The sequence below is a fragment of the Clostridium sp. MSTE9 genome (assembly GCF_000277625.1).
Lineage (GTDB): Bacteria > Bacillota > Clostridia > Oscillospirales > Acutalibacteraceae > Faecalispora > Faecalispora jeddahensis.
In genome coordinates, this window is sequence record NZ_AKFU01000054.1 from 1 (window position 1) to 20,505 (window position 20,505).

The window sequence follows — 20,505 nt, forward strand, 5'->3', positions numbered from 1 at the left end:
GTGATCGGCTCCTCCATCGGCGGCGCGCAGATCATCATTACGCAGATCGACGATTTCCCCACATACTTCACCGCACAGTCCCCGGCACTGATTTTAAGCTATCAGGACCGCCCCGGGGCCATCAGCAAGCTGACCGGCGTTCTGGCGGAATACGGGATCAACATCGCAGTGATGAAGGTCAGCCGCCTGAAAAAGGGTGGCACCGCGCTCTGCACGATCGAAACCGACGAGGCTATTCCAGAGCAGGCCGCTGAACAGCTCAGGACTATCCCCAAGGTGTTTCAGGTGCGCGCCATCAATCTTTTCAGAGAGGAGGAATCGCCGTGTATCGAACCGCAGAAGAGCTGCTGAGTCAGGCGCAGGAACGGTCCGTTCCCCTCTGGCGGATCGTTCTGGAAAACGAAATGGAACTGACCGAAAAAACAGAACAGCAGGTTTTTGATCGGCTGGAGAAAACCTATGGGGTCATGGAACGCTCTGCGACAAAAGCGCTTTCTAGCCCCCAGCACGCCATCGGCGGCCTGATTACCGGCGTCAGCCAGATTCAGAATGAATATTCCAATCTGGATTCTTCTCTGTGCGGCTCCTGGATGAACCACTCCATGGCGCTGGCCTTTTCGTGCAGCGAGGTCAACGCGGCTATGGGAAAAATCTGTGCGGCGCCCACCGCGGGCGCCTGCGGGATTCTACCGGCGGTGCTCCTCTCTGTGCGGGACAAACGCGGCCTGACGCTGCGGGAGGTTCTGTGCGGCCTGCTGACCGCCGCAGGGCTCGGTGCGATCATCACGCGCAATGCAACGGTGGCCGGAGCGGAGGGCGGGTGTCAGGCGGAGTGCGGTGTAGCCGCCGCAATGGCCTCGGCCGCCGCGGTAGAGCTTTGCCACGGCTCGCCGGAAGCCGCCCTGCACGCCGGAAGCTTCTGCCTGATGAACGCCATGGGGCTGGTCTGCGACCCGGTGGCCGGGCTGGTTCAGGTGCCCTGTGCGCAGCGCAACGCCTCCCAAACCGTGAACGCTCTGCTGAGCGCAGACTGGGCGCTCGCGGGCCAGCGCAGCGTCATCCCGCCGGATCAGGTGATCGCCGCTATGTACCACACCGGCAAAATGCTCCCCACCCAGCTGCGCGAAACCGCACAGGGCGGGCTGGCCGCCACACCGGCTGCGAAGAGCATCTTTGAAAATATCTTTATCAAGCATGAGGAAAATAAAGCTTTCTAATAAAAATCCACCGGCTACACCGGTGGATTTTTATTAGAAACAGGAGGAAAAATGAATGAAAAGCTTATTCAAATATATCATTTTATTTTTTGCCGAGCTCCCAATACAAATGAAAAAACGGAAAGAGCGCCTGAAAACACTCTTTCCGTTTTATAATTTAGTGACTTTTCTGCGCCGGTATTCCTCAAATCAAGCAGAAAAGGGACGCCTACTGGCTCCTTTTTGGTCTATTACAAATTGCTGTTCCGACAGGCTACATTTCCATTTTGCCCTCACCTCACCGCACCGGACTACGTGGAGAGTCGAAAGGCCCGGTGCGGCAGAGAAAGGGCAAAAGGAGACAAAATCCGGGGGAATTCAGCTTTTCTGACGTAAGCTCTTTTAAAGTTCAATCAGGTCATGGGTAAAGCGGACCATATTTTCGTAACCATCCTCCGTCACCAGAATCTGATCCTCAATACGAACGCCGCCCCATCCGGGGATATAAATGCCGGGCTCAATGGTTCTTACGTTGCCTGCCTGAAGAATATCCGTGCTGGTTTCCGTATACATGGGCATTTCATGGACAAACAGGCCAATCCCATGACCGATATTGGTGTAGTGGTATCCAAAGTATTCCGTATTCTTAATTGCTTTGAGGGACGCCAGATAGACCTCCTTGCACGGAGTACCCGCTTTGGTAACTGCCAGACTGTCCGCCACCATCTGCTTTTCCAGTTCATAAACTTCACGCTGTTTTTCCGTGGCCTTTCCCACAACCACAGTGCGTGTCATGTCGGACATATAGCCATTCACCTGGCAGCCGAAATCCATCAGTACGAAATCGCCGTATTCAATGGACTTCGCCGAAGGGATGCCGTGCAGCAGCGAGGTTCGCGCACCGGAAATCAGGATATTGCCGTAAGGCATGGTGTCTGCGCCTTCCTCCACCATATAAAGGGAAAGCTTTGCAGCCAGAGTCTTCTCTGTCACGCCCACGCGGATTTCCGACAGAAGACGGTCCAGCGCACGGCAGGAAATTTCGCAGGCAGCACGCTGCCAGGCAATCTCTTGGGGAGTTTTGATCACCCGCAACTGATCCAGCACGCCGGATACCGGAACGAGCTCTGCTTTGGAGCGTTCCTGCAGGCTCAGATAGGTTTCGTAAGAAACCGCTTCCGACTCAAAAGCCACCTGCTTTAAGCCCTCCTGCCTTGCCAATTCCCCAATGGCATCGCCTACCGTCAGGCCGGCGATCCCCGGCTTGCGCCAAATGTAGATTTCATATTCCGGGCATTCGATGGATGCCTGTTCTGTGAAACGCGGATCCGTAATGAAAAACTTTTTTCCGCTTCTGGTAATCAGCAGGAAACTGCAATCCCCGGTAAATTCACTGATAAACCGCACGTTCACTTCTTTGGACACGAAAAACGCATCCAGCTTTTCTTCCTCCAAATAGCTGAAAAGTTTTTCTTCACTCAGCTTGCTCATTAACGATTACGCTTCCTTTCTTCCACAGCAATACCCAACTTCAATCTCCTCTGACAAGGCGGCCGCCCAGATAAACGCCCAGCACCTCATCCAGCGCGTGGATGTCTTTTGCGGCATTTCCCTGCACTACCAGCAAATCCGCCTGCAGCTCGGGATGCAAGAATCCGGTGATCTTCTCCAAACCCATGACACGAGAGGGATTTCCGGTAGCCGTGGCAATCGCCTGTACCGGCGTGATACCGTACTCTACCATATAAGCAAGCTCCTGATGAATCGGAAGCGGCGGCGCTCCATAAAGCACCATGTCGGAGCCTGCCAGAACCGTAACGCCCGTATCGTAAAACTTTTTGAAATTGTTCTTGTATGCATTCGCAGCCGGCTCGAAGAAAGCCTGATCCTTGACCGCGCGGGCGGAAATCGGATTGGACAGATCCCCGCCTTCCTCAATAAGGCGCTTGGTGTACTCATAAAGATAGGTGTACGCCGTTATGGTGGGAACCCAAGCCTGATTGTTTTCAGCCATCTGTTCCGCCTGGGCCAAAGTCATAAAGGTGCCGTGCTCTATGGTGTCAAACCCGGCGTCAATGCACATTTGAATTGCGGGCTGCGTACCGGCATGAACCGCTGTTTTAACACCCCTGCGGTGGCATTCGTCCACCGCGGCCTCCAGCTCTTCCTGCGTAAATTCCGGAAAATTCTCCCGGTTGCTTGTCAAAATCTTAATCCAGTCTGCCCCGTCACGAAGCTGGCGGCGAATTTCCCTGCGCAGCGGCCAGACACCGTCCACCTCTGTAATACCGTCCTCATGTCCGTGACCGCCCGTCATACAAATTCCTGTATGCGTATGGAAAATCCGCGGAACCTCTATAAAGCCCGTTTTCCCCGCCATACGCATTTTTTTGCACAGATTATACGGAGAAGCAAGGTCTCTCACCGTGGTGATACCCAGGTCCAAGGCATATGCCGCCTGTTTCAGCGCGTAGTAGGCAACCATATAGTCGTCATACTCCGACAGGCCGGGCTGGCTGTAATAGTAGCCAAAATGGACATGCATATCAAACAGCCCGGGCAGGATCGTCGCCTCCCCATAATCCCGAATTTCTTCTCCGGGATTTTGCTGTACGACCTGGTCAGAAGGGCCAACGCTTTTGATTTTTCCTTCGGAATCCACGCAGACAGCGCCTTGTTCCAAAACGGTCTTTCCGTCCCCCAAAATAAGATGTTCTGCTTTTAAGATCACAACAACCGCTTCCTTTCTTGAAAAAGCATCCTATGGATTGTGTGCAAATTTCTGGCACTTCCGATTGATACAACTCCTCAGAAAATCACTTTCCAGAAATTCTTACTCCATCATCCTGCCAAGCCTTTTATTGCCGATCCAAAGAACCAGACCAACCAAAAGTGTAATGCCGCCGATAAACAGGAAATATCCGGTTTCAGAGCCTTCCACATAAAAGTTTGCAGCGAGCGCGCTAAGTCCTGAGCCGGTTGACTGGCTGAGCTGCCAGACCGTTACCATCTGCGCGGTAAAAGCCGTGGGTGCCACCTTGGTAGCCGCAGACATGCCAACAGGAGAGGTCATCGCTTCGCCCCAAATGATCAAAGCATAAAAGATCATCAGCCACATGGGGCTGACCCGGACATTAGAGGGATACAGCAGGAACGGAATCACCATAAACAGAGGACCAAAGGCCCAAAACGCGGTGCCGATGCCAAACTTCAGCGGCGTAGAGGGCTGACGATTTCCCATCTTGTTCCAAAGGGCACTGCACAACAGACCAAATAGTACCGCATAAATGGCGGGAACCGTCTGGAATGCAGCAGGGGTCATCTCATAGCCGAAGAAATTCATGTTGACACGTTCTGCCGCGTAAATAGCCAAAATTGTTGTGGACTGGTTCCAGATCATCATTGCAAAGCAGTTTGCCACAAAAACAAACACAAAAGGTATGATGCGTCTTGCTTCTTCACGACTGGTCTTTCTGCTGGTATAAATGTAGATCAGATAAGCCATTGGCACAAAAATGCTGATGGTGCTGACACCGTTGCAGAACATAGTCGGGGTGATGGTACCCGACAGAAGCAGCCCTGCAAAAGCGCCTACTAAGACTACCAGAATGCCGACCACTTTCGTAATGGTTGCTTTCCGGTGTGCGGGCTCTGCCGGGTCATCCGGCTGCACTCCGGCATCTCCGAACACCTTGTTCGCCGTTAATATGTAAAGCAGCCATCCCAGGCCCTGAACGATGCCTGCCACCAGAAAGCCCGCATTGTAATTCAGCATCAGTGCCACAGTACCGGTAACGATAGGCGCTATGGCCCCTACATTGTTCATCACATACATTAAGCTGAATCCGGAATCGCGGCGCTCGTCCGTCTTGCTGTACATTTTGCCCGCCAGCGCGTTCAGGCTGTTGCCCATGCACATACCGGCAACCAGAAGTAAGAACTGGCTGGCCAGATACAGAGCCGTGCCGCCGCCCGGGATTGCGAGCAGCAAATATCCCACTGTCTTGACCAGATAGCCAATGCCCAAAGCTTTTCGAATTCCCAAAAAGCGGTCCGCCATATACCCGCCTAAAATACCTGCCATAAACGAAAGCGAGCTGTAAACATTCACGAACTGCGCCGCGTTGGTCTGGCTGAAGCCAAGCCCGCCCTGCGCCACTGCAGTATAAAGATAATAGATTAAAATCGCGGACATACCGTAGTTACCAAAGGCCTGTGACAAAATAACTGTTGAGGTAACGCCTAGCCCTTTGGGGTGACCAAAAAACCGTTTATCCTGAGAAAAATCAATTGCATCGGAAGTAGCTTCCTTTTCTTTTGTAACCACAACTATCACTCCTCGTCCTGTTTCTGTTTTGCCCCGACACCCATGGGCAAAGATGTAGGAAAACCGCTGGAAAGTATGTCAATTCAGGCTGGCATAATCCCCCTTTCATTTTGCGGGAATAAAGAAAACTCCCTTTTTTGTACTGCTGCACGCTTTCGTTTCATTTCATCATCAAGGCCACAATCGTTTGAATATTTCATTTATATGAATTTAGTAATTAAATTATATCATTTACATGAAATACTGTCAATGAAAATAAAAATTATAGATATCATTACAATACAAAAATACCGATTGTTTTTTAGGTATTTTGAATCTCAGCTCACAGAAAAAATCATTTTCCTTTGGAATACATCTGCTTTTCAGGAACGAAAGCCGCCGGCATGGAGTTCCGTTTCTTTGCTGATTTGGTTTCACTATTTTCACCGGCCGTTTCCAGGCCGTTTTCTGCAGCAACGTCTGTTCAGAATGCAAAACAGAAAGGGGAATATCGCCCGCCACCAAAACGATGGCAAACAATACTCCCCTCTTTGAAAGCATCTTTGACTATTGCATTCTATTGTTCTTTATCAGTATTACAGGTAAGAGCAGCAATAATCCAGGCAAGTGATTGCGCGGATAGAATAGCTGGATTTTCCCGGTACGGAAAAGGTATCCCCCTCACGGTATGTCTTAGGTGGGTCTTCTTCCTTCAAACGCACTTCCGCTTGGCCTGCCAGCAGCTCCATCAGTTCCGGTGCGTCGGTTCCGAAGACATATTCGCCCGGCATCATAAATCCCAGCGTTTTCCGCTCACCGGACGGCAGCACAACCGTACGGCTGCTGACTTTTCCGTCAAAATACACATTTGCTTTTTTGATAATGGTCGCATTGGTAAAATCCATCTTATACACCTCCTTTACGGAATCGAATCAGGCTTCATCCATAAAAGGATAAGACACTGTTTCTGCGGGGACAAAGCTTTCCTTCAAAGTGCGCGGGCTGATCCAGCGATACATATTCAAAATGCTGCCTGCCTTGTCATTGGTACCGGAAGCTCTGGCACCGCCAAAGGGCTGCTGACCAATGACTGCCCCGGTAGGTTTGTCGTTGATATAGAAGTTGCCCGCCGCGTTGTTCAGCTTACGCTCCATCTCCACAATCACCTGACGGTCCTGCGCAAAGATTGCACCGGTGAGCGCATAAGGAGTCGCCGTGTCGCACAGCTTCAGGGTCTTCTCAAATTCTTCATCAGGATAGACATAAACGGTAAGAACCGGCCCAAAGATTTCTTTTACCATAGATTCATAATCCGCCTTCTGCGCCTGAATCACGGTGGGATAAACGAACCAGCCTTTTGAATCGTCGTAACCGCCGCACAGGACTTCCGCTTCCTGGGACTGGTTCGCTCTGTCGATAAAGCCTTTGATGGTTTCAAAAGAATTCGCGTCAATGACAGCACCCATAAAGTTGCTGAAATCCTGAATATCGCCCACCTTGATTTTGGAAATTTCATCGAGCATCAGCTTCTTCACCTGAGGCCACAGGCTGGCGGGAATAAACGCACGCGAGGCCGCGGAGCATTTCTGACCCTGATATTCAAAGGCACCCCGCACCAAAGCGGTTGCCAGAGGGATGACCTGTGCGGACCTGTGCGCAAACACGAAATCCTTGCCGCCGGTTTCACCCACCAGTCTGGGATAGTTGATATAGGAATTGATGTGCTCCCCTACCAGAGACCACACGCCGCGGAACACCTCTGTAGAACCGGTGAAATGGAAGCCGGCCAGTCTGGGATCTGTCAGAATATACTTGCTGACATCTGTTCCGCGGCAAGGTACAAAGTTGATGACACCGGCAGGCAGGCCAGCCTCTTCCAGTACTTTGAAGAAATAGTAGTTGGACAAAACAGCGGTGGAAGCGGGCTTCCACACTACTGTATTGCCGGCAATGGCGGGAGCGGTGCACAGATTGCCGCCGATGGAGGTGAAATTGAAAGGAGAGATAGCAGCGACAAAGCCGTCCAGCGGGCGATATTCGGTACGGTTCCACACGCCCGGCGTATTGTTCGGCTGCTCTGTGTAAATCTGCTGGGCAAAATACACATTGAAACGCAGGAAATCCGCCAATTCGCAGGCAGAATCGATCTCCGCCTGAAACGCGGTCTTGCTCTGCCCCAGCATGGTGGCGGCATTGACGCGGTCACGCCATGGCCCGGCCAGCAGGTCTGCCGCTTTCAGGAAAATAGCGGCGCGGTGCTCCCAGGGCATTGCTTCCCATTCGGCCTTTGCCTGCATGGAGGCCTCTACCGCTTCTTTCAGCTCTTTCTCCCCTGCCATATGGAAAGTTGCCAGCACATGCTGATGATCGTGGGGCATAACGCTTTTGCCTGTTTTTCCGGTAAAGATTTCTTTCCCGCCGATAATCAGCGGAATTTCCACCTGGGTCTGAGCCTGGCGCGCCAATTCCGCCTTCAGGCTGGCACGGGCAGGGGTACCGGGCAGATAGGAATTAACCGGTTCATTGTCGGGCATCTGCAACTTAAAATACGCATTACTCATAATTTCTCTCATCCTTTCAAAATTGATTTCTTGATCCAACGGGTTGATTTCTCTTTTTGATTGATTGTATATAAAACAAAGGGAATCCCGGTATTGCCCTGCCGAATGTCTGACTGTACCCAAGGAACAGAACGGTCAGCGGTGAAAGTATCCGGTCCGGGAGCGATCCCCATTGTTCCAAACGGACGGGGAGCTTTTCCACCCGAACACACGGGCAGGAATGGAATAACAGACACCAATTCCCAGAGTAATGGCAACTGCCAGCTGTAACGTTTCCGCTCCTTTTAACAGAGAAGCCGACTCATCACCGATAAAGAAATAGTAAGCCGTATAGTAAATACTTGCGCCGGGTACCAGAGTGAAAATTCCGCAAAGCAGAAAGAGCGTGGCCGGCGTCCGAAAACGGGCTGCGATGACCCGGGAAAGCGTGGCCAGAACCAGCGTGGCAAAAAAGGTTGCCACCGCGTTGGACCATCCGACTTTCAGCACCAGCAGATAGACCAGCCAGCCGACACCTCCGGTGAAGCCGCAGGCCAAATAGTGGCGGCGGGATACCCCGAATAGAACGGAAAAAGAAGCCGTTCCCAGAAAAGCCATCAATACCTGAAGCAACATTTCCTTTCCCGTCATATGCTCCCTCCCAGAAGCAGGTGGCCCAAAGACAGCGCAATCCCGACACCAATGGCGATACAGCCCGCTGTCAGCAATGCGTCCGCCATTCGAACCAGCCCGGACAAATAATCGTTTTCCAGCAGGTTGCGCACCGCATTCGTCAATGGAACTCCCGGAACCAGCGGAAAAATAGCACCGATGATGATGTGGTCCAGACTATCGCCAAAGCCGAGATAATAGGACACAAAACAGAAAAGGGCAACCTCTGCGCTGCTGAGGATGGTCCTCATAATTTTCGGCAGGCCGATTCGGTCGAGCACCCGCAAAATAAACCAGTACAGCGTAACCCCGGCTCCAAAAGCTACCATCGCATCGGCCCATGTCCCCTGAAACAGATAGCAGAAGCAGGCGCTGCCGCAGCCGGAAGCGAAAATCTGCAGTTTTGTTCCGGATGCCTTCATGACTTTGATGTGGTCCAGCCGTTCCCGAAGCTGTGCGGGAGTGCAAAGGCCCTGAGCCACGTCTCTGGACAGTTCGTTGAGCGCTTCGATCCTGCACAGTTCAATGGGTGCCAGGGGAACACTGCGCACCTGACAGGAATAAATACATTGGTCCACAACCGCGGAAGCGAAAATGCCATTCGCGATGATAAAAGCCTGAAACCCGTTCAGCTCAAATTGATTGGCAGCATACAGCATTGTTTCATGGGCGCGGTAGATTTCCCCACCGTTGAGCAGAATCAGCTCCCCCATCTCCACAACCAGATCAAAGCGTTCTTTTTCCGATTGCTTTTGATCAAAATTCGAAGCATCCATTCTTGTTTGTTCCAGACGGAACCCTCCGTTACAGCTGCCGTGCCTTTTGAATGCAGGCTTCTGCCGCGCTGATCAAACCACTGCGAAATCCGCTTTCCTTCAGAACATGAACCGCCTCAATCGTAGTGCCCGACGGTGAGCATACCGTATCTTTCAGCTGCGCGGGATGAAGCTTTGTGTCCAACAGCATTTTTGCCGTGCCGAACACCGCCTGCTCCACAAATGCATAAGCCAGCGGATAAGGCATCCCCTCCTTAACGGCGGCATCCGCCAGTGCCTCAATAAACAGGCAGACATACGCCGGTGCGCTGCCGCTTACCGCCACTACCGCATCCATCATATATTCTGGAACGATCTCTGCACGGCCAAAGCCTTCCATTAAGTACTGAATATGCTGCAGCTCTTCCTGAGTGACAAGGCTGTTTCCGCAGATTGCAGTCATACCCGCCCCCACCATAGCCGGAGCGTTCGGCATAGAGCGTACGATCTTCAGCGGACGTTGGAAGCTATGCTCCAAATCCTCAATGGTCTTTCCCGGCGCAATGGAAACCACAATGGTTTCGGAACCGATCTCCGCGGCAATCTCTTTGATCACCCGATTATAAAATTGCGGCTTGATCGCCAGCACCAGCACCCGGCTGTTTGCCGCCACCGACTTGTTGTCGGCGGCATGAAAGCCCAGTTCTTTCTCTCCCGATTCCACGTACGCCCGATTGACATCAGAAACCTGAATCTGATCGGGTTTGATCAGGCCGGTTCCAATGATTCCCTTGACCATCGCCCCGCCCATATTGCCATAACCGATAACTCCTAATTCTAGCATACCAGTGTCCTTTCTCCTGTTTTCAGGAATGGTTCGTTTTCAATTCCCCAAAAGTGATTCTATTCCGGATTAAATGGCCTGCTCGGTTCGATCGATGATTTCATCCTGAAGCGCACGGCTGAGGTTCCGGAAATGGTCGCTGTACCCTGCCACACGTACGATCAGGTCTTTATATTCTTCAGGGTGCTTTTGCGCCTCCAGCAGGACTTTCCGATCGATAACGTTAAACTGAATGTGGTGGCCGTCCAGGTTGAAATACGCTCGGATCAGGTCTGCCATGTGGCTCAGTCCTTTTTCGCCCGACACACTCGAGGGAGTTAATTTCTGATTCAGAAGGGTTCCCCCCGTGCTGATGTGATCCATCTTCGCGGCGGAACGGATGACAGCGGTGGGGCCGTTGGTATCGCTGCCCTGTACCGGAGAAATACCTTCAGAAACAGGCTTATGAGCCAAACGTCCATCCGGGCTGGCCTCCATGACCTCGCCGAAATATACATGGCAGGTGGTTGGCAGCATGTTGACCCGATACTGGCCCCCACGCATATTCGGCCGGCCGGTTACGCAGGTGCGGTAATACTGGAAGATCTCCCGCATAATGTGATCGGCATAATCGTCGTCATTGCCGTATTTCGGGCTTTCATTCAACAGAAGATGGCGGACATCCTCATATCCTTCAAAGTTCGCATGCAGCGCTTCCATCAGGCGCGGCATGTCAAGGTCCTTTTTATCATAGACATGGCTCTTGATGGCGGAAAGGGAATCTGTAATCGTACCGATCCCCACGCCCTGCAGGTAGCTGGTGTTGTAACGGGCACCGCCAGCATTGTAGTCCTTGCCCTTCTGGATGCAGTCGTTGGTGATGATGGATAAAAACGGCACCGGCATATATTTGGCGTAGATAGATTCGATGATATTGGAGCCTTCTACTTTGATATCCACAAAATAATGAATTTGCTTTTTATACGCTTTTAGCAGTTCTTCAAAGGAATGGAAATCCGCTGCGTACCCAAGCTTCAGGCCCAGCTGTTTTTTTGCCACAGGATCATACCCGTTATTCAAAGTCAGCTCAAGGATTTTGGGAAGATTGAAATAACCGGTCAGGATATAAGCTTCATTGCCAAACGCACCGGTTTCCACACAGCCGCTGGTTCCGCCTTTGCGGGCATCTTCAATGGTCTTGCCGGCATTGAGCAGCTCCTGAATAATTTCTTCGGTATTATAAAAAGCAGGCTGGCCCCATCCCTGCCGGGAAATCTCGCAGGCCCTTTTCAGGAATTTCTGAGGTGTTTTCCGGCTGATTTGCACGTTGGAACTGGGCTGGAGCAGCCGCATCTCGTCCATGCAGTCCAAAATCAGGTAGCTGACCGGGTTTACGCCGTCTTCGCCGTTCGGTGTGATTCCCCCGGTATTGATGTTGGCAAAGTCAGTATAGGTGCCGCTTTCTTTCAGGGTAATCCCCACTTTTGGGGGAGCCGGCTGATTGTTGAACTTGATCCACAGGCACTCTAACAGCTCCTTGGCTTTTTCGTCATCCAGAATGCCCTCAGAGGTATCCTTCTGATAGAAGGGATTCAGGTGCTGATCCAGGCGGCCCGGGCTGTAAGAATCCCATGGGTTCAGCTCAGTGGTCACACACAGATGCACAAACCAGTACATCTGAATCGCCTGCCAGTAGGTCTGCGGCCGATTGGCAGGGACCACATCGCAGTTGGCGGCAATCTGGAGCAATTCCGCTCTGCGGGTCTCATCCGATTCTTTCGCTGCCAGTTCCCGCGCATAATCCGCATACCGGCGGCCAAGAATCATGATTGCATCACAGCAGATGGACATGGCGCTGAGCTGTTCCTTTTTTTGAAGAGCCTCTTTATCACGGATAAAATCAAGAGCCTCGATCGCCTGCTGAATATCTGCCTTCCGCTCCAGAAAGCCTTTGAGGAAAATATTCTCGGAACCAACGGTGTGCCCCGGGCCGCGCTGCTCCATGAACTCTGTGAAAATGCCGCTTTCATAGCACTCTTTCCACTTTGGGGTAACGGATTCCAGAATTTTGTGGCGAATGGAACGGTTCTGCCAATAAGGAATGATTTTTTCCTTCTGCAGCTTTAAATCAGCCTGTGAAACCTTGAAGGAAATCAGCTCCCGGTCGTTCATGACTTGCATATCTTCCATTGTATGGCAGCACAGTTCAGGGAACGTAGGGGCAGACTGGGGGCCGTCGCCTTTTTCGCCGACAATTAATTCTCCATCGTTGATGCAGAGTGTTTTGTTCTCCATCACATGCTTCAGGGTCAATGCGCGCAGTTCCGGTACGGAAACAGTACCTTCATATTTCAGATAGACATCCGTTTCCAAATCGGCCCGCTCCAGATAAAGCCGGGGCGGGGTATTCTCGCTCTGTTCACGAAGCCTGCGAATGCGTTCGTTCATGCCTCTTTGCATCATAATAAAATCCTCCTATCTAAAATTTAATTTTTGCTGCTCATTCTTATCCACCGATAAAAACAGGAGAAATCCCGGCATTCAGCCACATATTTTTAAACTGTTCCATCTTCATGGCGGTCGGGGGATCAAATTCCTGACAGTCTGCCCGGCCCAGCCGAATATTTTTATCCATCCCCACCTTATGGTAAGGGAGGAGATTTACCTGCGTCAGATGGATACTGCCGTCTCGGATCAGGGTGATCATCCCCTGCATTTCTTCTTCGCTGTCGTTTACGCCGGTGATAACCGGAATCCGAAGATTGATTTTTGCGCCGTCATGGCTCAATCGTTTCAAATTTTCTATCATCCGTTTATTGTCCCTGCCGGTGTATTCCTGATGAATCTGCGGAGTGACGGCTTTCAGATCATAAAGAAACGTATCTGCATAAGGGAGTATTTTTTGAAAATTTTCATAAGGCGCATCGCCGCAAGTGTCGATATTGACGCTGATATCCTCATCGTGCAGTTCTTTGACCAGCTGCTGAATATAATTCATGTCCTGCGCCATGACCTCTCCTCCGGAAAGCGTAACTCCCCCGCCGGAAACCTCATAAAACATACGGTCACGCACCAATTGTTTGACCAGCTCCTGAACGGGAATCTCTGTGCCGACAACGCTTCTTGCATGATAAAGACACCGGCTGACGCAAAGCCCACAAGCGGTACATTTTTTTCGGTCGGTTACCACTTTGCCGGATTCCGTCCGAAAAATGGCCTGCTGCGGGCAAGCCGGGATGCAGCTGCCGCAGCCGGTACATCGTTCCTCATCGAACATCAGCTCACGGTGAAACCGCTGACTTTCCGGATTGTGACACCAGACACAGGATAACGGACACCCTTTAAAAAACACCGTAGTTCGGATACCATTCCCATCGTGTATAGAAAATTTTTGAATATTGATAATATATGTATGATTCATTCGGCCTCCATATTTTCATTATCATGAAAATATTTGCTATAAATTTCACTGTAATTATATTATCCTCCGATATAAAAGTCAATAGCGCTTGAAAATTTCATATATAAGAAATTGTGAACATTTTCGCTATTTTGTCAGTGATTCCTATTTTATTCTCGAATCCATAGGAAAGAGCGTACATCTCTGTTGACTTTTTCGAACAAGATAGATATCATATTTTATATAAGTAAAAGAAAATAATTAAAATGGGATTTTATACACTGTTCGGTGGCCTTGCAGCAGATATTCAAACCGACCAGAGCTCACCAGGAGCTTTCTGACCGAAAATTGAAAGGAATCCAAAGCGCTTCTTATGTTTTCCGCTGCCCGCTGAATCATATCTAAATTTTAATCCTGAAAGGGAGGTTTCTTGTGGATCACAATATTACGATCGGATCCAAAATAAAAGCTCTGCGGAAAGAAAAAGAAATGACTCTGAAGCAATTAAGTGATGAGTCCGGGCTCTCTGTTGGTTTTCTTTCGCAGCTGGAGCGCGGCATTTCTTCCATCGCAATAGACTCTCTCTCAAAAATTGCTGAAATTTTGGGAGTAACTCTCTCCGTTTTCTTCGATGAAATCGATGTGAAAGACACCGACCCGGTCGTGCACAGTTTCGATATGACGTGCACCCAAGTAAGCCCGCAGATTATCCAATTTATTCTAAGCAACGAAGTGACCGACTTTGATGCGCTTCCAAGGATTTTTCAGCTGATGCCGCTGGCAAATGCAGACCTGAAAAAGCTGGAGATGTATTGTCATAATGGGGAAGAATTCATCTATGTGCTGGAAGGCATCGTAACTGTCTTTATCGGCGACAATAAATACTGCCTTTATCCGGGGGACAGCATTCAGATTCATTCCAACCGCCCCCACAACTGGATTAACTTTACCAATAAGATCGCTAGAATATTAACACTCAATTATCCGAATCCTTTTAAAAGCAACAGCCCGGATTTTTTAAATCTTTGAGCAGAAAAAACACTCTAACTCCTTGACGGCAATTACATCTTATAAAAAGAGGCGGTATTCTTCACAAATGAAGAATACCGCCTCTTTAACATTTTTCCGATCAGGTATTGGCCCTATTCACTGGCCTTTTTCAGAATCTCTAGTTGGGTTAGTTGGGTAGTATCTCTACTGACCTGTCCCCTTGGTTTATTTTTATGCTCATAATTTAACCGCATCATTTTTCTTAGACATAGTTTGCTATCTTCTTTCAGAGTACTGTATTGCAAGTTCATTCCGCCAAAGATTTGCAAACCGTATTTCTTTTTGTTTTTTTCAATTCTTAAAATTTATTTTACCTTTTAACCGGTATCTGCCCCCTGCTTTTTTACTCTATCCATTTCTCAACATAGCAATCACTCTTTAAATATATTCATTTTTGTGAAAATCAAAGCCATTGCAAATGATAGTCTCTCATAAGTTATTCTGAAAATTTGCAAAATATAGGGTCATTTATCTGTATTTTTTTCAGTTTTTTTGTAATTTTCAGTATTGACATTGGCAAAAAATAAATGTAATCTTATCTCGGCACAGAAATTTCATTTAAATGAAATTATCAAATATACCGAATGATAAAGAGAGCTTTTCGTTTTACGAAACTATATCCAATTATTTGAAGGACGCAAAAACTGAAAAAGAGATATGCAGCTTACCGGAACAACCTGAATCAACAATAGTGCACGAAGTTCTACTGAGAGGCACAAAGGTAAGGCAATATTTGCTTTATATTACTGCATTTTCAACTACTGCAAAGGGAAAGAGAGGTAAAATGATATGCCGGATTTGATTTATGAGGTGAACAATCATTTGGCACGCATTACAATGAACCGTCCGGAGCATCTCAATTGTTTCAGCGAGGAGATGATTCAGCTCTGGGCAGCTGCACTGGAGGACATCCGTGACCGGGATGATATCCATGTTGTTCTTTTGTCGGGAAATGGCAAGGCGTTTTGCGCGGGAGGTGACGTAAAGGCCATGGCGGCCGGAGAAGGCTTTTTTGAGAGCAATAACGATATTACTTCCACTGCACTTGCCAGGAAGAACGCCCTTTGGAGAGGAATTCAGCGCATTCCGCTGATTCTGGAGGAAATCGACAAGCCGGTTATCGCAAAGATTCACGGCGCGGCTGTGGGAGCCGGATTGGATATGGCCCTGATGTGCGACATCCGCATTGCTTCAGAAAGCGCATCGCTTTCCGAAAGCTATTTCAACGCCGGAATTGTACCTGGCGATGGCGGCGCCTACTTTCTGCCGCGCCTGGTGGGGCGAGACAAAGCGCTTGATCTGTTTTTGACGGCACGGGTACTGAAAGGTGCTGAAGCGGAAAAAATCGGCCTTGTTACACATGTTGTGCCCGATGATCAGCTGGACGATTATGTTGAACAGTATATTCAGAGGCTGATGGATGCGCCGCAGCAGGCCATGCGGCTGACAAAACGCGCGATTGACCAGAGCGAGCAAAGTTCATTGCGCTCTTCACTGGATTTGGTATCTTCCTTTATGGGGATTGTGACCGAGCTCGACGATTACCATACACGGACAGCGGCTTTGGTGGAGCGTTTAAACAGAAAGTCCAAAGCCTGATAAAAAATAAATATTGATACATAGGAAACCGTGTTTGTACCCACAAGGGTATTCAAATTAAGGATACACAGCATATGATACTTTAATTTAACTTACTTATCTCTATAGTGAATTTTCCATGTTATGAAGCTGCAATCGGGTTAACAGTCCGGCACCCTCTTTTTCCTTCATGACTGACATATTAATGCTTTCCAGAAAAACACGCTTACCACTGGCGCGATAAATAGACGGTTTGATCAATGGGAAATCCCCTTGCATGAAGCAAGGGGATTTCTTCTTTTTTGAATGGAACAATGAAAAAAGGTTGGAAATCATATCTTCGTCCTAATAAACCAACGATTTTCTTTTAGCCATATGAAGCGCTCCTGTCCTTTCATCCGACATTAGTAGCGAATACCGGTACCACCTGCTCTCCTAACCGAAGGAAATCTACAGACAGGACGCACTCCAATCCCCTATTAATGTCAAAGAGCTGTCACGGCCAAAAGCAGCTTTATATCAAGTATCATTTGTGTTTGATTAGAAGTGATATCAATTCGTTTTGTGAGATTTGGAATGGCTGGGAGCGACATACCGGCCGTTTTCCTTACGTACCAGCTTGCCTTCCTTCACCAGATCGTTGGGGCTGTATATGTCATTAATATTCCAGCATCCGGGCGTAGGCACGACAATGTTTTCCATAGGTACTTCTACCAGGAACGGCTTTTGAGCCGCAATCGCCTTCTGCAATGCCGGCTGAAACGCTTCGGTGGATTCTACCCGAATGGCTTCCACACCATAGGCCTTTGCAACCTCAGCCCAGCAGGGGCTGTATGATTTGCCGTCGGGAGTATGGAATACGGTCCCGAAATTCGTCTGGTAATTGGCTTTTTCCAAGCCTGCGATCGTGCCAAAGGCCGAGTTGTTCATCACGACCCACACGCAGTTAATCCCTTTTTCGACAGCGGTGGCCAAACACGAGGGATTTACTCCGAATCCGCCGTCTCCGGTCAGCGTCAGGCAAACCTTGTCAGGGGCGGCCAGCTTGCCGCCAAGAACGGCGGAAGCACCAAAGCCCATGTTTGCCAAACCGGAGGTGTGATGAATGGTGCCGGGAACAGTAATATCAAACTGTTGGGCCACACCGTTTTTATTCCAGCCCACATCAGTAAAGATGATGGCATCCTGAGGAACTACTGCCTTTACATCTTTTAAAATGCGCTGGGGAGTCATCGGAAAACGGCTGTCGTTGGAAATGGCTTCATTCTGCTGTTTGAATTCCGCCTTTGCAACGGCGATTTTTTCGCGCAGTGCGGGGCGGCGTTTGCCCTCGGGGCAGATTTTTTTCACCTCTTCGAGAATTTGGGCAAGGCCGATTTTCAGATCACCGACCGCCCCGATCTCCACCGGATAGTTGCGGCCAATCTCGCTGGGGTCAATGTCGATCTGCAAAAAGGCGGTTTGATCCGGATCAAAGGTAACGCCCTGATACCAGCTGGAGCTGTCTGCCTCGGCGAAGCGGGTACCCAGGCCCAGAATCACATCGGCGTTGACAGTAAGAGAATGGGTAAACTCCAATCCCCAGAAGCCGGTCTGACCGATCATCAGCGGGTGGCAATCGGATAAGCAGCCATGTCCCATTAACGTACGGGAAACGGGAATATCCAGATGCTCTGCCAAAGCGGCCAATTCTTCAGAGGCCTGGGCCAGAAGTATCCCGCCGCCTGCGTGAAGCAGCGGGTTTTCCGCTTCGACCAGTTTCTCTGCAATGGCTCTGCCAGCCTTGGGGTCCAGTGCCGGGCGCATGGTCAAATGGCTGTCCTTATAGGTTCGTGCCCAGAGCTCCTCGTCCATCTCTCGGGAGAACATATCCATCGGGATATCGATCAGAACGGGGCCGGGACGGCCGGATTCCGCCAGCCGGAAGGCTTTGTCCAGTATTTCAGGCAGAGCCTCTGCATCATCGATCCGCCATGCCCGTTTTACCACCGGTTCCAAGATCCGGTACTGAGTGGCGTCGCCATGCATGTTGACCTCCTGATGAGGGTGCTTTCCAAAATAGTAGCTGGGCACATCACCGGCAATGAGTACCATGGGGATCGAGTCAAACGCCGCATTTGCAACGCCGGTCAGCACATTGGTCAGGCCGGGGCCCAGATGGCACATGACGACAGACGCTTTATGGGTGATACGAGCATAGCCGTCTGCTGCCGTGGACGCAATCGCCTCATGCCGGTTGGAAATATACTGAACCTTTTTGCTGCGGGATAACGCATCCAGCATTCCAATGACTGTATGTCCGCATAAGCCGAAAACATATTCCACATCCCTGCGTTCCAAATAATTGACGATCAGGTCTGAAACCAGCTTTTTACTCATAGAGGTACCTCCTTAAATAGTACAGTGTTTTTGCTTGAAGCAGATGGCCCTTATTACAGCCAGCGGCTTCCAGCTTTTTGCATTTTCACCGGCACTGCACAGCGCTTCTCACTTTTTGCGCAGTTTCTCTTTCCGCCAGCAAATCTACCAGCTGCAGCGCAAAATCGACGGAAGCCATCGGCCCCTTTCCAGTGATAATGCGGCCATCCACAGTGACGAGATCACCGGTATATTCCGCTCCGATGATTTCGCTTTGAAAACCGTCGCTGACTGTGGCGCGCTTTCCCTGAAGCAGCCCCATATGTCCAAGAATGGACGGGGCGGCGCAGATAGCCGCCACATATCTGCCGCTTTCAAAGCAGCCCTTCACCGTGTTTTTTACGGTTTCGGACTGTTCCAGATTCAGCGCGCCCGGAAGGCCGCCCGGCAGAACCGCCATTTCCAGATCTTCCAGGGTAACCTCATGCTCCTCAATATCTGCAATGACTGGGATCTGATGTGAACCCATAATCTGTCTGCCGCCGACTCCCACGGTCTGAACCGGCACATTAGCGCGCCGAAGCAAATCCACTGTTGTCAACGCTTCCATTTCTTCAAACCCATTTGCCAAAAAAACATAAGTCATTGCTGTAACGTCTCCCTTTACTCTTTTCTCTAACTGATAACATCGGCTTTCGCAGCAGCGCAGCTGCACATAGAGACCACGATCAAATAATGCTTGGGCCGTTGTGCGCCAGAAACTGGTCAAACATCTTTCCGCTGCGGATCAGAAAATCACGAAAGTATTCCGCGGCAGGCGGGATGTACCGATTCTTATTCCACATCAGGTAGATATCCCGCTGAAACATTTTGTTTGAAATAGGAAGAATCTTCGTGTTGTACGGCGCTCCGCCCAATGGATAAGGGATGATCGCCACCCCCCGCTGCGCCGCCACCAGACCATATACAATCACGTCCTGAGGTGTTTCCATCACAATATTGGGACTGATGCCGAGCTCCTGAAAAATTTCTTTATTTTGATGGTGCAGCTGTGACATTTCATCAAAGTCGATGAAATTTTCATGATCCAGCTCTTTCAAATCCACGCTCTTTTGCCGGGCCAACCGGTGTCCCTGCGGAACCAGCAGGACTAACTGGTGCGTTCCCAAATGAAAGCATTCCACCTGTGGATTTTCAATCTTGGTAGACAAAAGTAAGTCTACCTTTCCGGTTAAAAGCTTTTCCTGCAGGTTGTAAAAACTCTCTTGCCCGAGCTGAAAATGTACATTCATCCGGTTGGTTTCGGACACGTAACGTACGATAATATCAGGCACAAACTGAGCCAAAGAGGGAAAGCTGGCAATCGTGACCGTGCCGGAATTGGGATTGATATAATCTTTGAGAGTAGAAATACCGCTTTCCAGCGTTTCAATCGTCTTCTGCACATAAGGCAGAAACAGCTCACCATATTTTGTCAGCTTGATGCTGCGCCCTTTTCGTAAAAAGAGCTTTACGTTCAGCTCTCCCTCCAGTTCCTGAATCGCATGGCTTAAATTGGATTGACTGACGTAAAGCTTTTCCGCCGCCCGAGTATAGTGCTCTAATTCTGCTATGGTTCTAAAATAATACAACTGCCTCAGGTTCATAACGCACCTCCTTCCGGTTTTTTGAGTGAACCGCAGCGTTGTTTTCTTTTCTATTATCGGGCACGGCGTCGAAACTGTCCATATTCTTTAGGATAGAGATCGGAACCCGGAACTGAATATCGCTCCTCCCCAAAGCGTTCGGAGCCGGATTCCTATATACTAAGTGCGAATCGATTGAGAT

18 protein-coding genes are annotated in these 20,505 nt (G+C 49.8%); 5 read left to right on the plus strand and 13 right to left on the minus strand.

What is annotated here, in order from left to right:
• The 3 genes from HMPREF1141_RS16025 to HMPREF1141_RS17610 all read left to right on the plus strand — a co-directional run.
• Positions 1 to 351 (plus strand): ACT domain-containing protein (locus HMPREF1141_RS16025; RefSeq protein ID WP_035317342.1); only part of this gene is annotated, 351 nt, incomplete at its 5' end.
• Entirely contained in the window at positions 324 to 1,217 is an 894-nt protein-coding gene (gene sdaAA, locus HMPREF1141_RS16030; RefSeq protein ID WP_009066703.1) for an L-serine ammonia-lyase, iron-sulfur-dependent, subunit alpha, read from the plus strand. The genes HMPREF1141_RS16025 and sdaAA, both read left to right, overlap by 28 nt.
• A 55-nt stretch (positions 1,218 to 1,272) precedes the next feature.
• Positions 1,273 to 1,587, plus strand: coding sequence for a hypothetical protein (locus tag HMPREF1141_RS17610; RefSeq protein ID WP_009066502.1), 315 nt, complete (start codon positions 1,273 to 1,275; stop codon positions 1,585 to 1,587).
• A gap of 11 nt (positions 1,588 to 1,598) precedes the next feature.
• On the opposite strand, the gene HMPREF1141_RS16040 is transcribed toward HMPREF1141_RS17610, so the two are convergent.
• The 10 genes from HMPREF1141_RS16040 to HMPREF1141_RS16090 form a co-directional block, all read right to left on the minus strand.
• Entirely contained in the window at positions 1,599 to 2,687 is a 1,089-nt protein-coding gene (locus tag HMPREF1141_RS16040; protein WP_009066687.1) for a Xaa-Pro peptidase family protein, read from the minus strand.
• A 40-nt stretch (positions 2,688 to 2,727) separates the two neighbouring features.
• On the minus strand, positions 2,728 to 3,927 hold the full coding sequence (locus tag HMPREF1141_RS16045; protein ID WP_009066523.1) for an amidohydrolase family protein: 1,200 nt from the start codon (positions 3,925 to 3,927) through the stop codon (positions 2,728 to 2,730).
• 102 nt (positions 3,928 to 4,029) lie between these two features.
• Positions 4,030 to 5,523 carry an oligopeptide:H+ symporter gene (locus HMPREF1141_RS16050; protein WP_009066535.1) on the minus strand — a complete coding sequence of 498 codons (1,494 nt, stop codon included), beginning with the start codon at positions 5,521 to 5,523 and terminating at the stop codon, positions 4,030 to 4,032.
• A 575-nt stretch (positions 5,524 to 6,098) separates the two neighbouring features.
• Positions 6,099 to 6,407, minus strand: coding sequence for a pyrimidine/purine nucleoside phosphorylase (locus HMPREF1141_RS16060; RefSeq protein WP_009066723.1), 309 nt, complete (start codon positions 6,405 to 6,407; stop codon positions 6,099 to 6,101).
• Between the two features lie 27 nt (positions 6,408 to 6,434).
• Positions 6,435 to 8,063, minus strand: a complete 1,629-nt coding sequence (gene pruA, locus HMPREF1141_RS16065) for an L-glutamate gamma-semialdehyde dehydrogenase (protein ID WP_009066631.1) — start codon at positions 8,061 to 8,063, stop codon at positions 6,435 to 6,437.
• 135 nt (positions 8,064 to 8,198) lie between these two features.
• Positions 8,199 to 8,693 carry a threonine/serine exporter family protein gene (locus tag HMPREF1141_RS16070; RefSeq protein ID WP_009066667.1) on the minus strand — a complete coding sequence of 165 codons (495 nt, stop codon included), beginning with the start codon at positions 8,691 to 8,693 and terminating at the stop codon, positions 8,199 to 8,201.
• A complete protein-coding gene (locus tag HMPREF1141_RS16075) occupies positions 8,690 to 9,490 on the minus strand; it encodes a threonine/serine exporter family protein (protein WP_009066516.1) in 801 nt (266 codons plus the stop codon). Before HMPREF1141_RS16075 ends, HMPREF1141_RS16070 begins: the two co-directional genes overlap by 4 nt.
• Before the next feature lie 28 nt (positions 9,491 to 9,518).
• The gene (gene proC, locus HMPREF1141_RS16080) at positions 9,519 to 10,313 is read right to left on the minus strand and encodes a pyrroline-5-carboxylate reductase (protein WP_035317343.1); all 795 of its coding nucleotides are present in this window, start codon (positions 10,311 to 10,313) and stop codon (positions 9,519 to 9,521) included.
• A gap of 69 nt (positions 10,314 to 10,382) precedes the next feature.
• The gene (gene hypD, locus HMPREF1141_RS16085) at positions 10,383 to 12,755 is read right to left on the minus strand and encodes a trans-4-hydroxy-L-proline dehydratase (RefSeq protein ID WP_009066783.1); all 2,373 of its coding nucleotides are present in this window, start codon (positions 12,753 to 12,755) and stop codon (positions 10,383 to 10,385) included.
• Positions 12,756 to 12,798: 43 nt separating this feature from the next.
• Positions 12,799 to 13,713 (minus strand): glycyl-radical enzyme activating protein, encoded by a 915-nt coding sequence (locus tag HMPREF1141_RS16090; protein ID WP_009066548.1) that lies wholly within the window; start codon positions 13,711 to 13,713, stop codon positions 12,799 to 12,801.
• Positions 13,714 to 14,124: 411 nt separating this feature from the next.
• Between HMPREF1141_RS16090 and HMPREF1141_RS16095 the strand changes: the two genes are divergently transcribed.
• On the plus strand, positions 14,125 to 14,721 hold the full coding sequence (locus HMPREF1141_RS16095) for a helix-turn-helix domain-containing protein (RefSeq protein WP_009066681.1): 597 nt from the start codon (positions 14,125 to 14,127) through the stop codon (positions 14,719 to 14,721).
• 810 nt (positions 14,722 to 15,531) lie between these two features.
• Positions 15,532 to 16,341: an enoyl-CoA hydratase-related protein gene (locus tag HMPREF1141_RS16100; RefSeq protein WP_009066554.1), complete on the plus strand. Its 810-nt coding sequence runs from the start codon at positions 15,532 to 15,534 to the stop codon at positions 16,339 to 16,341.
• A gap of 531 nt (positions 16,342 to 16,872) precedes the next feature.
• On the opposite strand, the gene HMPREF1141_RS16105 is transcribed toward HMPREF1141_RS16100, so the two are convergent.
• From HMPREF1141_RS16105 to HMPREF1141_RS16115, 3 genes are all read right to left on the minus strand, one after another.
• On the minus strand, positions 16,873 to 18,699 hold the full coding sequence (locus tag HMPREF1141_RS16105) for a thiamine pyrophosphate-binding protein (protein WP_009066518.1): 1,827 nt from the start codon (positions 18,697 to 18,699) through the stop codon (positions 16,873 to 16,875).
• Positions 18,700 to 18,784: 85 nt separating this feature from the next.
• Positions 18,785 to 19,324: a DJ-1 family glyoxalase III gene (locus HMPREF1141_RS16110; RefSeq protein ID WP_009066711.1), complete on the minus strand. Its 540-nt coding sequence runs from the start codon at positions 19,322 to 19,324 to the stop codon at positions 18,785 to 18,787.
• An 82-nt stretch (positions 19,325 to 19,406) separates the two neighbouring features.
• Positions 19,407 to 20,324 (minus strand): LysR family transcriptional regulator, encoded by a 918-nt coding sequence (locus tag HMPREF1141_RS16115; RefSeq protein WP_009066599.1) that lies wholly within the window; start codon positions 20,322 to 20,324, stop codon positions 19,407 to 19,409.
• Between the last annotated feature and the right edge of the window lie 181 nt (positions 20,325 to 20,505).

Coding starts and splice junctions, on each gene's coding strand:
- HMPREF1141_RS17610 (WP_009066502.1), top strand. CDS start 1,273: ATGAAAAGCTTATTCAAATATATCATTTTATTTTTTGCCGAGCTCCCA.
- HMPREF1141_RS16040 (WP_009066687.1), bottom strand. CDS start 2,687: ATGAGCAAGCTGAGTGAAGAAAAACTTTTCAGCTATTTGGAGGAAGAA.
- HMPREF1141_RS16060 (WP_009066723.1), bottom strand. CDS start 6,407: ATGGATTTTACCAATGCGACCATTATCAAAAAAGCAAATGTGTATTTT.
- pruA (WP_009066631.1), bottom strand. CDS start 8,063: ATGAGTAATGCGTATTTTAAGTTGCAGATGCCCGACAATGAACCGGTT.
- HMPREF1141_RS16070 (WP_009066667.1), bottom strand. CDS start 8,693: ATGACGGGAAAGGAAATGTTGCTTCAGGTATTGATGGCTTTTCTGGGA.
- HMPREF1141_RS16075 (WP_009066516.1), bottom strand. CDS start 9,490: ATGGATGCTTCGAATTTTGATCAAAAGCAATCGGAAAAAGAACGCTTT.
- proC (WP_035317343.1), bottom strand. CDS start 10,313: ATGCTAGAATTAGGAGTTATCGGTTATGGCAATATGGGCGGGGCGATG.
- hypD (WP_009066783.1), bottom strand. CDS start 12,755: ATGATGCAAAGAGGCATGAACGAACGCATTCGCAGGCTTCGTGAACAG.
- HMPREF1141_RS16090 (WP_009066548.1), bottom strand. CDS start 13,713: ATGAATCATACATATATTATCAATATTCAAAAATTTTCTATACACGAT.
- HMPREF1141_RS16100 (WP_009066554.1), top strand. CDS start 15,532: ATGCCGGATTTGATTTATGAGGTGAACAATCATTTGGCACGCATTACA.
- HMPREF1141_RS16105 (WP_009066518.1), bottom strand. CDS start 18,699: ATGAGTAAAAAGCTGGTTTCAGACCTGATCGTCAATTATTTGGAACGC.
- HMPREF1141_RS16110 (WP_009066711.1), bottom strand. CDS start 19,324: ATGACTTATGTTTTTTTGGCAAATGGGTTTGAAGAAATGGAAGCGTTG.
- HMPREF1141_RS16115 (WP_009066599.1), bottom strand. CDS start 20,324: ATGAACCTGAGGCAGTTGTATTATTTTAGAACCATAGCAGAATTAGAG.